This window comes from Roseixanthobacter liquoris (assembly GCF_043195135.2).
Classification (GTDB): Bacteria; Pseudomonadota; Alphaproteobacteria; order Rhizobiales; family Xanthobacteraceae; genus NCEH01.
The window spans coordinates 1110684-1125694 of sequence record NZ_CM195537.1; the positions used below are offsets into that span (position 1 = coordinate 1110684).

General features: G+C 68.8%; 14 protein-coding genes. All 14 read right to left on the reverse strand.

Going from position 1 to position 15011, the window contains the following annotated elements; translation table 11 throughout:
* Positions 1-31: 31 nt before the first annotated feature.
* Positions 32-1345 carry a glycosyltransferase family 2 protein gene (locus tag V5F84_RS04990; protein ID WP_394043626.1) on the reverse strand — a complete coding sequence of 438 codons (1314 nt, stop codon included), beginning with the start codon at positions 1343-1345 and terminating at the stop codon, positions 32-34.
* Positions 1342-1872, reverse strand: a complete 531-nt coding sequence (locus tag V5F84_RS04995; RefSeq protein WP_394043627.1) for a dTDP-4-dehydrorhamnose 3,5-epimerase family protein — start codon at positions 1870-1872, stop codon at positions 1342-1344. Before V5F84_RS04995 ends, V5F84_RS04990 begins: the two co-directional genes overlap by 4 nt.
* Positions 1869-3104, reverse strand: coding sequence for a methyltransferase domain-containing protein (locus V5F84_RS05000; protein WP_394043628.1), 1236 nt, complete (start codon positions 3102-3104; stop codon positions 1869-1871). Before V5F84_RS05000 ends, V5F84_RS04995 begins: the two co-directional genes overlap by 4 nt.
* Before the next feature lie 470 nt (positions 3105-3574).
* Positions 3575-4807 carry a CaiB/BaiF CoA transferase family protein gene (locus V5F84_RS05005; protein ID WP_394043629.1) on the reverse strand — a complete coding sequence of 411 codons (1233 nt, stop codon included), beginning with the start codon at positions 4805-4807 and terminating at the stop codon, positions 3575-3577.
* A 170-nt stretch (positions 4808-4977) separates the two neighbouring features.
* Positions 4978-6474: an aldehyde dehydrogenase gene (locus tag V5F84_RS05010; RefSeq protein ID WP_394043630.1), complete on the reverse strand. Its 1497-nt coding sequence runs from the start codon at positions 6472-6474 to the stop codon at positions 4978-4980.
* Between the two features lie 362 nt (positions 6475-6836).
* Positions 6837-7739, reverse strand: coding sequence for a Pnap_2097 family protein (locus tag V5F84_RS05015; protein ID WP_394043631.1), 903 nt, complete (start codon positions 7737-7739; stop codon positions 6837-6839).
* 23 nt (positions 7740-7762) lie between these two features.
* Complete coding sequence (locus V5F84_RS05020) at positions 7763-9043, reverse strand: MSMEG_0569 family flavin-dependent oxidoreductase (RefSeq protein ID WP_394043632.1); 1281 nt, start codon at positions 9041-9043, stop codon at positions 7763-7765.
* Positions 9044-9056: 13 nt separating this feature from the next.
* Entirely contained in the window at positions 9057-9344 is a 288-nt protein-coding gene (locus V5F84_RS05025) for an MSMEG_0570 family nitrogen starvation response protein (RefSeq protein ID WP_394043633.1), read from the reverse strand.
* Positions 9337-10605, reverse strand: coding sequence for an MSMEG_0565 family glycosyltransferase (locus tag V5F84_RS05030; RefSeq protein WP_394043634.1), 1269 nt, complete (start codon positions 10603-10605; stop codon positions 9337-9339). Before V5F84_RS05030 ends, V5F84_RS05025 begins: the two co-directional genes overlap by 8 nt.
* Positions 10602-11579 carry a sll0787 family AIR synthase-like protein gene (locus V5F84_RS05035; RefSeq protein ID WP_394043635.1) on the reverse strand — a complete coding sequence of 326 codons (978 nt, stop codon included), beginning with the start codon at positions 11577-11579 and terminating at the stop codon, positions 10602-10604. Before V5F84_RS05035 ends, V5F84_RS05030 begins: the two co-directional genes overlap by 4 nt.
* Positions 11576-12121, reverse strand: a complete 546-nt coding sequence (locus V5F84_RS05040) for an MSMEG_0567/Sll0786 family nitrogen starvation N-acetyltransferase (RefSeq protein WP_394043636.1) — start codon at positions 12119-12121, stop codon at positions 11576-11578. Before V5F84_RS05040 ends, V5F84_RS05035 begins: the two co-directional genes overlap by 4 nt.
* On the reverse strand, positions 12118-13257 hold the full coding sequence (locus V5F84_RS05045; protein ID WP_394043637.1) for an MSMEG_0568 family radical SAM protein: 1140 nt from the start codon (positions 13255-13257) through the stop codon (positions 12118-12120). Before V5F84_RS05045 ends, V5F84_RS05040 begins: the two co-directional genes overlap by 4 nt.
* Positions 13163-14227 (reverse strand): Nit6803 family nitrilase, encoded by a 1065-nt coding sequence (locus V5F84_RS05050; RefSeq protein ID WP_394043638.1) that lies wholly within the window; start codon positions 14225-14227, stop codon positions 13163-13165. The genes V5F84_RS05045 and V5F84_RS05050 overlap by 95 nt, the downstream gene beginning before the upstream one ends.
* Positions 14228-14273: 46 nt before the next feature.
* A complete protein-coding gene (locus V5F84_RS05055) occupies positions 14274-14756 on the reverse strand; it encodes an MSMEG_0572/Sll0783 family nitrogen starvation response protein (protein ID WP_348843976.1) in 483 nt (160 codons plus the stop codon).
* Between the last annotated feature and the right edge of the window lie 255 nt (positions 14757-15011).

Sequence of the window (15011 nt, forward strand, 5' to 3'; positions counted from 1 at the left end):
GGCGGCGCCGGCCTCATGGGCCGGAGCCGCCTCAGCCGAGCAGGATGCCGTCCTGCAATTCGCGTTCGCTGACGATGAGCCCTGGCTGATAGCCCTCGTCGAGGAAGCGCTGGCGTGCGTCCTCGGTGCGAATGAAGACGAGGCTGGAGCGCCTGGCCGCCGCATCGAGACCGGGCATGGCGGGGGTCACGAGAATGCGCCGCTCCAGTCCCATCTCCCGCAACAGGCCGGCGACCGACTGGCCGTCCTCGACCCCGTCGAGCTGGATGCGGTCCAGCCCCGCGATGCCGTTGGCGAGCCGCGCCAGGGTCTGGGCGAGGATCAGCAGCGGCAGCTTCTCGATCTGGTCGATCGCGCGGACCCCCTGGGGGTCGAGATAATGGATGCGGCAGATCAGTTCATAGGCCCGCAGGAAATCGCCGCGCCCCAGCCAGAGCCGCAGGGCCACCCGCATGCGGGTTTCGATGAAGATGTCGATCATGTCGCGGAAGGCGCGCTTGTTCTCCAGGCTCAGCGTGGTGCCGGAGCGGCGCAGCAGGGCATAGACGAAATATTCGAGCCCGCCGCGATAGCTGTCCCAATCGCTCATGGCCTGTTCGTGGCCCGCCTGGGTGCGGGCCGCCACCGGGCTCGCCGTGACGGAGCGATAATAATGCTTGCGGCGGAACGCCACCGGGCCCTGCTGCACCACATGGGTCAGATAGCTGAACGCCCAATAGCAAAAGCGCGCCTCGCTGGAGATGTCGCGCACCGCATCCGCCCGGTAAATCACGGTTTCCGGAAAGATGTGGGTATTGATGATGTGCCCGAGCAGATCCAGTTCCTGGCCGGGATGAATGACGAAGTCCTCCGGCAGGTCGAAGAACATCCGTCCCGGCTGCTGGGCGACGTCGTCATAAAGCTCCCACGGCGTATAGCAGGCGCGGATCTCGGGATTGGCGCGCAGATAATCGATCGTTTCCGCGAGCGCCGGCGCGTCGATCAGGTCGTCGTCGGCGAGATACATCACATAGCGCCCGCGCGCCCGCCGGAAGACGGTCATCAGGTTCGGCAGGCCGCCCTTGTTTTCCTCCTGCCGGAAGTAGGACAGAACGAGCCCGCCGTCCCGGTGCCGGGCGACGACCTCCGCGGTGTCGTCGGTGGAGGCATTGTCCGAGACCACCACTTCGAAGGGGAACGCGAAGCTGCATTCGCGGGCCAGGCGGGTCAGCAGATAATCCAGGAACGGCGCGCGGTTATAGGTGGGGATGCACAGGCTGAGGACCGGCTGCTCGCCGGTGTCGGCGCCGTCCTCCGCAGGGCGGGTCGCGGGTGCCGGGGTGATCGGGTGTCCGGTAAAGTTCATAGGCAAAGCTCGCACGCCGTGGCGTCCTTGGAGGAGATGATGCGGGGGGCGGCGGGCCAGGCGATGGCAAAGGCCGGATCGTCCCAGCGGAACGTGCGGGCAAGGCCGGCGTCATAGCTCTGCGATATCTGATAAAAGACCTCGCAGCCCGCCTCCAAGGTCAGGAAGCCGTGCGCGCAGCCTTCGGGAATATAGATCGCATTGCGGCGCGCGGCGTCGAGCTCGATCCCGGTCCAGGCGAGATAGGTGGGCGAGGCCGGGCGCAGGTCCACGGCGACGTCGAACACCCGCCCGCGTGTGACGCGCACCAGCTTGGCTTCCCCCTTGGGTTCCACTTGCAGGTGCAATCCGCGCAAGGTGCCGCAATGCGGATTCCAGGACGTGCTCGCCTGGGGAAAGGAGGTCGCGAGACCGTGGGCGGCGAACGCTTCGGCACAGAAGGTGCGTGCGAACAGGCCGCGCGCATCGGTGTTCGGGCTCACGTGCACATGCATGACGCCGGCCACGGAGGTGGGCGTGATCCTCATGGCAGCACCGCGAGATCCGGCACCGCGACCACGAAGCGGCCGCCCCAGTCGCGCACCAGGGCGTTTGCGGCCATCACCTCGTTCTTGATGTTCCAGGGCAGGATCAGCACGAAATCGGGCTTCGTCTGCGCCAGCTTCTCCGGTGCATGGATGGGCAGGTGGCTGCCCGGCAGCAGATGGCCCTGCTTGTGGGGATTGCGGTCCACCACATAGTCGATCTGGTCCGGCCCGACGCCGCAGAAGTTCAGCAGCGTGTTGCCCTTGGCGGCGGCCCCATAGGCCACGACATGCTTTCCTTCATTGTGGGCTTGATGAAGGAACGCATGGAGCCCGGCGCGGATCGGCGCGATGCGGTCCTGGAAGCTGTCGTAGACCGCGTCCTTGTCGAAGCCGGCGGCGGCTTCGTCCGCGCGCACCTTGGCGACGCCGGGCGTTTCTCCATGGGCGAGGGAGGCGGCCGGAGAGGCGAGCACCCGCAGGCTGCCGCCATGGGTCGGCCATTCCTGGACGTCGAAGACCTTCAGCTTGTGGGCGGCGAAGATCTTCTCCACCGCCAGCAGCGAGAGATAGTAAAAATGCTCGTGATAGATGGTGTCGAACTGCACGCTTTCGATGAGGCGCAGCAAATGGGGAAACTCGACGCTCACCACCCCATCCGCCTTCACCAGGCGGGCCAGGCCGGCGACGAAGTCGTTGATGTCCGGCACATGGGCAAGCACGTTGTTGGCGACGAGCAGGTCGGCGCGATGGCCGCGCGCGGCAAGGCCCACGGCCACGTCCGCGCCGAAGAAGCGGGTCTCCGTGGGCACGCCCGCCGTGCGGGCGGCCTGCGCCACGTTCGCGGCCGGCTCGATGCCGAGGGAGGGGATGCCGGCGGCGATGAAATGGCGCAGCAGGTAGCCGTCATTGCTCGCCACCTCCACCACCTGGGAGGAATGGGTGAGGCCGAAGCGCGTCGTGGCGAACGCGGCGAAGCGCTTGGCATGGGCGACCCAGGTGTCGCTGTAGGAGGAGAAATAGGCGTAGTCGCTGAAGATGTCCTTCGGCTCGACGAACGCGTCCGCCTGGACCAGCCGGCAGGAGGGGCACACGCTGGCGCGCAGCGGATAGCACGCCTCCTTCGCGCCGCGCCGGCTTTCCGGCACGTAGGAATTGGCCAGCGGCATCTCGCCGAGATCGACGAAGCGCTGGCGCAGCGGCGTGTCGCAGAAGCGGCAATGTCCGGGCTTCATGGACGGATGTCCTCATAACAGGCGATCTGCACGGGGCGAGCGGTGGCCTGTTCCACACGGGGGAAGGCGCGGAGGCGTGAGGTGCCGGCAGTGGCGGCGCCGAAACCTGCGGGCGGGGCGGGCGTGGGGGCGCGGAGTCGGCCGGGCTGGCGCTGGTGGGCGATCGCGGCCGCGAGATCCGCGTTGCCGATGCCGGCGCGAGCCGTCAGGGAACAGGGCGCGCCGGCATCGAGAGGCGCGCGCGTCGGCCGGCCGCCGGTCATGCCCGGCCTCGCGCCGCACAAGGTGCGCGCGTGCGGCCTTCGCCCCGGGTCCGGGGATGTGTGGAGATCTCTTGCATATGGGCCTCCGCCAACCGTTCAATCGGATGACGGATGCCAGCTAAGGCCCGATGGCTTGTGCGAGGCTGAAGCAGCGGCTCCGGCGGCTCCCCGCCGTCCCGCCGCGTCCTATGTGATCAGCGCAAGGCGTCAGCGGATCACGCCCTTGGCGGCCAGCGCTTCCAGCTCCGGCGTGCTGTAGCCGAGCCGCTCGGCGAGCAGGGCGGCGCTCGAGGATCCGAGCGCGGGCGGCATGCGGCGCACCGGCACGCGCGCCCCGTCGAGCCGATACGGCGGGGCGAGCACCTGGGCGCTGGTTTCCCCTTCCTCCTCGGTGTGCGGGACCTCCTGCGCCTGGACCACGAGGCCGGCCGCGCGGGCCCGCTCGGACGTCAGCGCCGTATGCAGGCCCAGCACCTCGCCGCAGGGAATGCCGGCCGCTTCCAGCCGCGCCAGCAATTCCGGGCGGTGCCAGCGGGAGAGTTCCTCCTCCACCAGGGGGATGAGGATCGCCCGGTTGCGGGCCCGGTCGAGATTGGTGGCGAAGCGCGGATCCTCGAACAGGTCCATGCGCTGGATCACGCTCTCGCAGAACCGCCGGTATTGGGCATTGTTGCCGACCGTCATCACGATCGGCCCGTCCAGGGTGGGGAACACGCCATAGGGCACGATGGAGGGATGGGCATTGCCCACCGGCGGCAGGTCCGCCTGCCGCGCCAGGGCTTCCAGGCCGTAATAGGAGGTCAGCGCGATGCCGCAATCATAGAGCGCGAGTTCCACCTCGCGGCCCTGCCCGGTGCGCTCGCGGGCATAGAGGGCGGCGAGCACCGCCTGGGCGGCATATTGGCCGGTGAACAGATCCACCGCCGCGACGCCGAACTTCAGCGGCGGGCGGCCGGGTTCGCCATTGAGCGCCATCAGACCGGTTTCGCCTTGTACCACCAGATCATAGCCCGGGCGGGACGCTTCCGGCCCGCGGGAATCATAGCCCGCGATGGAGCAATAGATCAGGCGCGGGTTTTCCGCGCGCAGCTGTTCGTAGCCGAGGCCGAGCTTGGCGGCGCCGCCGGTCTTGAAATTCTGCACCACCACGTCGCTTTCGCGCGCCAGCGCCTTGACGATGGCGAGACCTTCCGGGGTCGAGAGATCGACGCCGATGGACCGCTTGTTGCGGTTCACGCTGTCGAAATAGGAGGTATTGGACCCGGCGGTGCGCACGCCCCAGTCGCGCGTGTCGTCGCCGCGGCCGGGATGCTCTACCTTGATCACGTCGGCGCCGAGATCGCCCAGCACCATGGCGCACCACGGCCCGGCAAGGATGCGCGACAGGTCGAGAACCTTGATGCCCTCAAGCGGCAATGCGCCGTGATCCCCCGCGCTCATCTCGTCCCCTTCCCATCCCGATCGACGCGCCTGAGGCGCCCTGCTTCTTCCACCAGCTTCGGGGGGCGGAGTTCAAGCAGGAATTTTGCCGGTGCGACATCGCGCGACGCCGGCCGCCGTGCCGTGCCGCGCCCAACGGGTGGCGCGGCACGCCGAGGATGGGGTGCGCCTTACGTCTTGTACTTGATCCAGATGGTCTTCAGCCCGGTGTATTTGTCGAGTGCGTGCAAGGAGAGGTCGCGCCCGAAGCCGGACTGGCGGAAGCCGCCGAACGGCGTCATCGGCGTGGTGGCATCCATGGTGTTTACCGAGACCGTGCCCGCCCGCAGCTTGTCGGCGACGCGGTGGGCGCGGGAGAGATTGTCGGTCCACACCGAGGCGGCGAGGCCGTAGATGGTGTCGTTGGCAATGGCGACCGCCTCGGCCTCGCTGTCGAACGGCGTGATGGCGAGCACCGGGCCGAAGATTTCCTCCTGGGCCAGCGGGTCGGTGGGCTTCACGCCGGTGAAGATGGTGGGCGTCACATAGCAGCCGCTGCCGTTGATGGTGACCTGCTCGCCGCCGCGCACCAATTGGGCCGTCGTCTTGCCCGCCTCGATGAAGGAGAGCACGCGGGCGGTCTGCTTGGCATCCACCATCGCGCCCATGGTGGAGGCGGGGTCGAGCGGATCGCCGGGCGCGACGTTCGCGGCGCGCGCGATCATCTTCTCCACGAACGTATCATGGATGGAGCGCTCCACCAGCAGCCGCGAATTGGCCGAGCACACTTCGCCCTGGTTGAAGAAGATGCCGGCGGCGGCCATGTCGGCGGCGGCATCGAGATCCTCGCAATCGGCGAAGATCAGGTTGGGGCTCTTGCCGCCGCATTCCAGCCAGACCTGCTTCATGTTGGACTGGCCGGAATATTCCAGGAAATACTTGCCCACTTCCGTGGAGCCGGTGAACGCCAGCACGTCCACGTCCATGTGCAGGCCGAGGGCGCGGCCGGCGGTCTCGCCATAGCCCGGCACCACGTTCAGCACGCCTTCGGGAAGGCCGGCCTCGATGGCGAGTTCCGCGAGCCGCAGCGCCGAGAAGGCGGATTGCTCGGCCGGCTTGAGCACCACGCTATTGCCCGCCGCCAGCGCGGGGGCGCATTTCCAGGACGCCATGTCGAGGGGGAAATTCCAGGGCACCACCGCGCCCACCACGCCGAGCGGGGCGCGCCGCACCAGGGCGAGGTCGCCGGGGGCGGTGGGGGCCACCTCGTCATAGACCTTGTCGATGGCCTCGCCGTACCATTGGAACACGCCGGAGGCGTTGGTCACGTCGATATTAGCGGCCTCGATCACGAGCTTGCCCATGTCCAGGCTGTCGAGCAGGGCGAGTTCCACCCGGTTGGCGCGCATCAGATCCGCGAGCTTGAGCAGCACCGCCTTGCGTTCGGCCGGGGCGATGCGCGACCACACGCCGGATTCGAACGATTTGCGCGCCGAGGCCACCGCGCGGTCGATATCCGCCGCGCCGCCGCTTGCCACCTGGGCCAGAACCTCGCCGGTCGCCGGATTGACCGCCGCGAAGGTCTCGCCGGAGGCCGCCGGCTGGGTCTTGCCGTCGATGAAGACCTGGGTGCGGAAGCTCAGGGAGGCCGCAGCCGCCTTCCACTGCTCGAAGCTCATATCGCTCATATGCAATCCCCGTTTTTATATTGCGTTGCACTATGCTTTCACATCATGCGTCGCGCGGCACGCCGAAACTTGGGGCAACCGAGGGATTGCGGCCCCTGTCCACATGGGCCTGGAACGGGGGTTCGCAGCGCCGCCGGAGGCCCGCCGACGCGCCGGGAAGTCCGGGATCAGTGGATAATGTTTCACGTGAAACATGGACTTAGCGCAGACGAACAGCGGTTTCGTGGAGCGTCTCGGCGGCTCTTCGGGCGTATAAACCGCGTTTTCGGGCGAACGTTCGCCGCACATGAATCCGGACCGGCGCGATCCATCGCCGGGCCCGCCGACCCGACGATAAACTGGCCGATGATCGTCGACCGGCCCTACCGCGGCGCCGGGGCGCGGCGGGTGAAGATGTCGGCGAGGCGGGCGCCGTCCGCCGCGCGGGTGAGCGTGCACCAGTGCAGCAGGTGGTCGCCTTCCGCCCGCCGGGCCTTGACCGCCACCTGCACCGCGTCGCCGATCTCCACATTGGCGTGGAACACCATGTCCCGCGCCACCGTGAAGAGGCCGGCGGGCGCCGCCATGGCCTCCCATTCCGCCCGGTCCACGAAGGCCTGGAAGGAGGCGAAATAGAGAAAGTCGGCGCCGTTGAAATCCTGCGAGGGGCAGGGGCGCACGGTGAGCGCCGTGCCGCTCTCGCCCTCCGTGTTCGGAAAGCCGAAATGGTGCGCGAACCGCCCGGCGCGGAGGGTCGCGGCGAGCTGCGCCGTCCGCGCGAGGGCGGGCGCGGCGGCCGGCGGGGCGAAGCCGGGAAGGGCGACCCGCGCCAGGGCCCGGTTTCGCCCCGTCTCCTTGCGCTTCACGAACACGGAGGTCATCTCCACGCTGCCCATGGGAACGCCGTCGCGCAGCAGGTCGTGGCGGCTCGCGAACTGGGTGCGCGAGATGCGTTCCAAGCGCGAACGCAGCACGAGGCTGTCATGCTCGCGGAAGGCGCCGAGCGCCGCATCGCTCACCGAAACCGCGATGAAGGCGGCATAGACGGTGGCGCCGTCGACGTCCCGGAAGTCCGGCACCTCGCGCCCGGCGCCCCGGGCCAGCAGCAGCCAGTGGCGATGGCCGAGTTCCTTCAGCAGCCAGGTTTCCGAAAGCCCGCCATAGGCGAGCTGCGGCATGCCGAGGCGGATCGGCTCGCCCAAGGGATCGCCGGGACGAAACCCCGGCAAGGCGAAGCCGGCCGGCAGAAGGCCGCTCGGCAGGGGCAGGCGGAAGGCGAGGCTCATGAGGGTTCTCCGCGCCGTGTCGATCACACCGCAAGGTCGAGTTTCACCGGCCCGCGCCGCCGCACGCCGAGATGCTCGCCGATGCGCGCGGCGAGATAGGCGGCATCGCGCCCGACCCCCACGAACCGGCCGGAGCCCCAGGAATGCAGCCAGGGCAGGCCGAGCACATAGAGCCCGTCCATGCTGGTGACGCCGCGCGTGTGGGTGGGATAGCCCGCACCGTCGAACACCGGCAGGTCCACCCAGGACCAGTCGGAATGAAAGCCGGTGGCCCAGATCACGCTGGTGATGCCGGCGGCGACGGGATCGAGGTCGCGCACCGGCGCATCCGGCTGCCAGAGCGGGCTGTAATGGGTGCCCGCCGGCGCCTCGATCTTGTTCTCGGCGATGTGCTTGTCGATCAGGCCGCAGATGCCGTTATAGACCGCGTCGGCGGAATCGAGATTCTGCTTGAGGTCGTCGCGGAAGTGCAGGCGCCCGCCGCTGATCGCCTCCAGCCGGCCGTAGAGCTGCATGCCTTCCAAAGCGAAGCGGCGCAGATCGATGTCGCGCCCGCCGTCGCGGCCGGTGAGATAATGGTTCGCCTTCTTGCGCACCTTCTCCTTCAGCGGGTGGTTCTCCACTGGCAGGTCGTATTGGCCGAGGTCGGCCAGCCAGTCCACGCTGTCGCGGCCGCGATAGACGCGCGGGCAGCGGGGCGCGCTGCCGGTGATGAGATGCACCTTTCGCCCGGCGAGGTGCAGATCCTCGGCGATCTGGCAGCCCGACTGGCCCGAGCCCACCACCAGCACCTCGCCTTCGGGCAATTGGCCGGGGTGGCGATATTTGGAGGAATGCACCTGCACGATGCTTTCCGGCAGGCGCTCGCCCATGCGCGGCACGTTCGGCACGTGATAGCCGCCGACCGCCAGCACCACCGCCTCGGCGGTCACCGTATCCGCGGCGGTCTCCACCAGGAAGCGCCCGTCCTCCTGCCGGGACAGGCGGTTGACGCCGACGCCCTCGCGCACCGGGGCGGCGATGCGCCGGGCGTAATCCTCCACATAGGCGACGATCTCGTCGCGCTTCATGAAGCCGTCCGGCTCGCTGCCGGGATAATCGTAGCCCGGCAATTTGCACTGCCAGTTGGGCGTGACGAGGCAGAAGCTGTCCCACCTCTGGTCGCGCCAGGCGTGGGCGACGCGGTTCTTCTCGTAGATCACATGGTCGATGCCGCTCTCGCTCAGATAGGCGCTGGCGGAGAGGCCCGCCTGTCCGCCGCCGATGATGACGACGCTGTGGTGGGGAAGGGTCTCGTTTGTCATGGCTAGGCTCCGATCAGTCTTCGAATGCGTCGATGCTGACGCGGGCGTCGGGGTGGTTTGAAAAGGTGCGGCCCGTGGCCTCGATGCGCGCGAGCTGGCCCAGCGCGAGGGAGCAGGGCCTGCCGTATTTCGCCCGCACCCGCTCGCTGGCGGTGGTGAGGGCCGCGCGGCTCTTCGCGAGGAAATCGGCGAGGGCATAGCTCTCGCCGGGGGCGAAATGGTCCTTGATGACGAGGGAGGGCGAATAGCAGGCCTCCTTCGTTCCGTCCGGCCAGCGGATGTGGAAGCGCATTTCAGGCATGGGTCGCCTCCAAGGCGGTGGGCTCCGAAGTGGTGGGCTCCAAAGTGGTGGGCCCCGAGGCGGTGGGCCCCGAGGCTGCCGGCGCCGCTTCGGCGCCCTCCAGAAGCTGGGCGTAGGTGGACAGGTGCGCCTGCGCCGTGCTCGCCCAGTCGTGACGGGCGGCGATGCGCGCCCCGTTGGCGATCAGGCGGGCGCGGGTCGCGGCGTCGAGCGTCGCTTCCAGCGCGGCGGCGATGGAGGCGACGTCCAGCGGGTCGCACCAGGCGACATCCTCGGTGCCGAGATATTCGGTGAAGGGCGCGATATGCGCGGTCGCCACCGGCACGCCGCTCGCCATGGCTTCCAGCACCACGAGGCCGAACCCCTCCTTCAGCGAGGGGAAGGCGAGCGTATCGGCGATGCGGTAGAGCGCGGGCATGTCCTCCTGCGCCAGTGGGCCGGTGCGGATCACCGCGCCGTCCGGCAGGGCGAGGAGCGCCAGGGCGAGGTCGAACGCCTGCTGCACCGTGTGGTGGTCCAGCAGGGAGGCCCCGCCCGCGATCAGCAATTGCGCCGCCGGGTGGCGGGCGTGTACCCGGGCGAAGGCTTCCAGCAGGCGCACGCTGTTCTTGCGCCCCTCGATCCCGCCGACCGCGAGGAAGACGGGTCCCGCGCCAAGGCGGATGCGGGCCCGCAGGGCCTCTTCCCGCCCGTCCGGCAGCGGGGAGAAGCGCGTGGTATCGACGCCGTTGCCGACGATGGCGGCGCGCCGCCCGAGCTTGCCGTGCAGATTGTCCTGCCAGGTGCGGCTCACCACCAGCAGGCGGTCGGCATGCACCATGGCGCGGGTCTGAAGCGCCATCAGCGCGCGATCGGCGAAGGTGTCCACATGGTGCACGGTGCGGGCGAAGGCGCGGATGAGGCCGCGTTCCTTCAGGCTCGCCAGGGCATTGCCGGAAATCCCGTCCTGGGCGTGGAAGACGTCGAAGGCCCGATGCGCCGGCTCCTCGAAATGGCGCACGTAGTCGGCGACGCGGATGCGCACCATGTCCGTCATGTCGGCGCCCACGGGGGAGGCCGGAACGCTCAAGGTGCCGCACAGGGCCGGGCGGAAGAAGCCGGCGCCCTTCGCGTCGGGCGCATGCACCACCACCTGATGGCCGAGGCGCGCCAGCGCATCGCCCAGTTCCAGCGCGTGCACCACGCCGCCGCGCGGATTGGTGGAATGGGCGAGGATCGCGATGCGCAGCGGGCGATTGGGCGGGAGAAGATGCGCGGTCATGGGGCGGTCTCCAGCGGCGCGCAGCCGATGAGGGGGCTGCGCGCGAAATCCCAGATCACTTCGCGCGCGCTGCCATGGGTCAGCGTCACCGCGCCGCCCGGCACCGCCGTGCCGATGGCGGCGGCGGAAATGCCGCGCGCGGCGAAGCGGGAAATCACCTCCGCCACGTCGGTCGGGGCGACGGACAGCAGATAGCCGAAGCTCGGAAAGCTCAGCAGCCAGCGCGTCAGGTCCACGCCCTGCGGGCGGGGGATGGCGGCAAGCTCGATCTCCAGGCCGATGCGCGAGCATTCCGCCAGCATGGCCGCGGTGCCGATCATGCCGGCCTGGCTGATGTCCTTGGCCGCGCGCGACAGCCCGGCCTCGGCGATCTGCGGCAAAAGCTCGATGTCGCCGCGCAGGCGGGCGGGCGGCGCGTCGGTGGCCGCCTCCCAATTGGCGAAGGGTTCGCGATAGCGCCCGCGCAGGTCCACGGCGGCAATCAGCGTGTCGCCCGGCCGCGCGTCGAAGGAGGTGAGCAGCTTTTTCGCCCGCCCGAGGATGGCGACGGAGAGCTGGCCCTGTTCGCTCTTCAGATTGGAATGGCCGCCCACCAGCGGCACGCCGAACGCCTGCGCGGCCGCGCGCAGGCCGTCCAGCACGGGGGCAGCGCCGTCTTCTCCGTTCGCCCACACGGCATCCACGATGGCGAGCGGGCGTCCGCCCATGGCGGCGACATCGGAGATGTTCACCATCGCCCCGCACCAGCCGGCGAACCAGGGATCGCCGGCCACGAACGCATTCATGAAGCCTTCGATGGCGAGCAGCAGGAAGTCCTCGCCGTCCGGGATCGCCGCGCAATCATCGCCCACCGGCACGGCGGAGGCGGACAGGCCAAGCCGCGCCGCCACCGCGCCGATGTCGCGCTTGGCGGCAAGCCCGGCGCCCGCGCGCAGGCGCTCCGCGAGTTCAGCGAAGGCGCGGGTCTCGATCATGACGCGGCCCGCCGGGGCAAGGCGACGAAGCCCGTCGCGCCGCTTGAGATCGGCGGGTAATAGGCAAGGTCCGCCTCCATGCGGTGATGGGCCCGCCCGTGGAGGTCGAATTCCGCCACGCTGCGCCAGCGCATGCGGCGGAACAGCAGCAGGTTCTGCGCCTGGACGTTGGCGAGGAATTTCACGCATCCCTGGGCATGGGCGGTTGAGACCGCGAGGCGGATCAGGGAGGCGCCGAGCGCGCCGACCTTGCGATAGTCCTCCGCCACCGCGAGCCGCGAGCCCCACCACACGCCGGGGGTCTCCTCATGGATGCGCACCGTGCCCACCACCTCGTGCGCCGCGACGCCCAGGAAGGAGACCGCGACGATGGGGGTCGCCACCTCGTCGATGGCGTCGCGGTCGTCGCTGCCGAACAGGCCCTGCTCGGCGCAGAACACAGCGCGGCGCAGGCGGGCGGCGCCCGCGCGCTCCCAGGCTTCGGTCGCGTGCTTCACCTGGAATTCGGATGCGAGGAACGGCTTGAAGGGCTCGAACATCACGCGCAGCCTCCCCGCTCATAGGTGGAGAGGGCCGAGCAGGCGCCGCACTTGCCACAGCCGGCCTTGATGTCCACGGCCTTCAGCCCGCTCTCCACCAGCATGCGGGCGAGCGGCTTCAGGATCGCGTGCATGAAGGCGGGCGGCGGGGTCGGGTGGCTCTCCAGCGGCGTGCCGGAAATCGGCACGAACGGCACCACGAAGGGATAGACCCCCATGCCGACCAGCCTCGCGCACATGGCGAGGATCTCGTCCGCCGTGTCGCCGAGCCCGGCGAGGATATAGGTGGAGACCTGCCCGCGCCCGAACACCGGAACGGCGGCCTCGAAGGCGGAGAAATAGCGCTCCAGCGAAACCTGGGCCTTGCCGGGCATGATGCGTTCGCGCACGCCCTGCGTCACCGCCTCCAGATGCATGCCGAGCGCATCGACGCCGGCCTCCCGCATGCGGGCGAACCAGGCATCGTCGTCCGGCGGCTCGCACTGGGCCTGGATCGGCAGGTCCACCGCCGCCTTCACCGCCGCCGCGCTCTGCGTGAGGATCGCGGCGCCGCGATCCTTGCCCGGCGGGGTGCCGGTGGTCATCACCATGTGTTTGACGCCGTCCAGCTCCACGGCCGCCTTGGCGACCTCCGCGAGCTGGGCGGGCGTCTTGCGCTCGATGGTCCGCCCCGCCGCCAGCGACTGGCCGATGGCGCAGAACTGGCAGGTCTTGGTGCGGCTCGCGAAACGGATGCAGCTTTGCAGCACCGTGGTGGCGAGCACGTCGCGGCCGTGCAGCACGGCGATCTTGGAATAGGGCACGCCGTCCGCCGTCACCCGGTCGTAGAAGCGCGGGCGCACCGGGAAGCTCACTTCGGCGATGGGCACGCCGTCGCGGCTGATGCGGCTGTTGCCGAACGCGTCCGGCTTTTCCACCAGATAGGGGCTTTCGAAGGCGGGCGCGGTGTGCACCGGCACCATCACGGTCATGCCGTCGAGGGTGAGCGCCTTATGGTCGGAGGGACCGGCCCCGCCGCGCCGGCTGTCCGCGCCGGCCTTGGGATCAACGAGCCGCACCCCCAACGATTGCAATTCGTTGATCAGCTGCGCCGTCGGCAGGGGTGCCATGGCGGCGGCGTTGGGCATCGTCTGTTTCATCGCTGGCGCTCCCGAAGGCGGGGAAGGACGAGAAATCGGCGACCGGGTGCATCGGCACGGCGGGCCGGTTGTCGAGGTTGAGGCTGAGCAGTTCGGGGCGGGCGTAATGGCCCACGCTATCCATCATCCGCTTGCGCTTGGTGATCAGCGCGAGGTCGATGTCGGCGATGAGGATGCCCTCGCCCGAGGTGAGCGGGGGCACCACATGGGCGCCCTCCGGCGAGATGATCGCCGTCATGCACCCGCCCGTGAGGCCCTTGCGGAGCTTCTCCTCCGGCGAGATGCGGGCGATCTGCTCCTCGGTGAGCCAGCCCGTGGCGTTCACCACGAAGCAGCCGCTCTCCAGGGCGTGGTGGCGGATGGTGACTTCGATCTGGTCGGCAAAGATCGGCCCCACGAGCGAGCCGGGGAATTGCGCGACATGGATCTCCTCGTGCTGCGCCATCAAGGCGTAGCGGGCGAGGGGGTTGTAATGCTCCCAGCAGGCCAGCGCCCCGACCCGGCCGACAGCGGTGTCGACCACCTTGAGGCCGGCACCGTCGCCCTGGCCCCAGATCATGCGCTCGTGGAAAGTCGGGGTCAGCTTGCGCCGCTTGAGCAGCAGCGCGCCGTCGGCATCGAAGATGAGCTGGGCATTGTAGAGCGAGCCATGGTCGCGCTCGTTGACGCCCAGCACCACGACGATGGCATTCCGCTTCGCTGCGGCGGCCACCGCGTGGGTCACCGGGCCGGGAACGACCACGGCGTTGTCATAGAGGCGAAGATGCTCGGCCCCCGTGAGCACCGGCGGGTGCACGAAGGAGAAATAGGGGTACCAGGGCAGGAAGGTCTCGGGGAAGACCACCAGCCCGGCGCCCTTTTCCGCCGCCTCGGCGATGGCGGCGAGGACGCGGGCGAGCGTTCCCTCCAGGGTGTCGAGGTCGGGCGCGATCTGCACCGCGGCCACGCGAACCTTGGTCTCTTTCGGCATCTTCGCCTCCATCATGCGTGGGTCCAGCCCTCAGAGGGTCCAGCCCTCAGAGCGTCCAGGTGTCGAGGATGAAGGCGTTGTCCCGGCGGTGGAGCAGCACCAGGTCGAGCACGTCCAGCGGGCTGATGGGGGTGATGCCGGGGATCAGCGAGGGCTCGCCATGGCCGTAGAGGGCCTGGAGCGCGAAGCGGCAGGCATAGACCTTGCCGCCCTCTTCCATGAATTTGGTGATCTGGTTGTTGAAGTTCTGGTGGCCGGGGAAGGCCTCGTCGCCGAGCTTGGGGAAGCCGCGCTGCACGCCGAGCGTCACGCCGGGACCGTAGAGCAGGATCGAGGTCTCGAAGCCCTTGCGCTTGAGGCGGGTGGCCTGGAGCAGGTTGACGAAGCCGATGGAGCCTTCGAACGCCACGGTGTGGAAGGTCACGAGCGCCTTCTCGCCGGGGAGGGCTTTGACGTCCTCGAACTTCTTGTCCTCGTAATCGACGAAGAAATCACCCTTCTGGTGGGCGGGGGCGGTCACGACGGGCATGGGAAACTCCTCGTTGGGTGGGCCCCTTGGCGTGCGGGGCTGACGAGGATGTTTGCAATCAATGTGCCAATTTGGCTGTCTTTTTAAACAGTCAATAATATCAGCGATGAACAGTCAATTATGCAGTCAATCACGGGATCGGCGGCCTGCGCCAGATGCTTAAGCGATGGGCGGCCTGCGCAGTTTGCGGGCGCGCCATGCTCAAAAGGCCAGCAACCGCAAGGCCTCGTCGGCGCGTTAAAATCCGCGCTCCCG

Coding starts and splice junctions, on each gene's coding strand:
- V5F84_RS04990 (WP_394043626.1), bottom strand. CDS start 1,345: ATGAACTTTACCGGACACCCGATCACCCCGGCACCCGCGACCCGCCCT.
- V5F84_RS04995 (WP_394043627.1), bottom strand. CDS start 1,872: ATGAGGATCACGCCCACCTCCGTGGCCGGCGTCATGCATGTGCACGTG.
- V5F84_RS05000 (WP_394043628.1), bottom strand. CDS start 3,104: ATGAAGCCCGGACATTGCCGCTTCTGCGACACGCCGCTGCGCCAGCGC.
- V5F84_RS05005 (WP_394043629.1), bottom strand. CDS start 4,807: ATGAGCGCGGGGGATCACGGCGCATTGCCGCTTGAGGGCATCAAGGTT.
- V5F84_RS05010 (WP_394043630.1), bottom strand. CDS start 6,474: ATGAGCGATATGAGCTTCGAGCAGTGGAAGGCGGCTGCGGCCTCCCTG.
- V5F84_RS05015 (WP_394043631.1), bottom strand. CDS start 7,739: ATGAGCCTCGCCTTCCGCCTGCCCCTGCCGAGCGGCCTTCTGCCGGCC.
- V5F84_RS05020 (WP_394043632.1), bottom strand. CDS start 9,043: ATGACAAACGAGACCCTTCCCCACCACAGCGTCGTCATCATCGGCGGC.
- V5F84_RS05025 (WP_394043633.1), bottom strand. CDS start 9,344: ATGCCTGAAATGCGCTTCCACATCCGCTGGCCGGACGGAACGAAGGAG.
- V5F84_RS05030 (WP_394043634.1), bottom strand. CDS start 10,605: ATGACCGCGCATCTTCTCCCGCCCAATCGCCCGCTGCGCATCGCGATC.
- V5F84_RS05035 (WP_394043635.1), bottom strand. CDS start 11,579: ATGATCGAGACCCGCGCCTTCGCTGAACTCGCGGAGCGCCTGCGCGCG.
- V5F84_RS05045 (WP_394043637.1), bottom strand. CDS start 13,257: ATGAAACAGACGATGCCCAACGCCGCCGCCATGGCACCCCTGCCGACG.
- V5F84_RS05050 (WP_394043638.1), bottom strand. CDS start 14,227: ATGCCGAAAGAGACCAAGGTTCGCGTGGCCGCGGTGCAGATCGCGCCC.
- V5F84_RS05055 (WP_348843976.1), bottom strand. CDS start 14,756: ATGCCCGTCGTGACCGCCCCCGCCCACCAGAAGGGTGATTTCTTCGTC.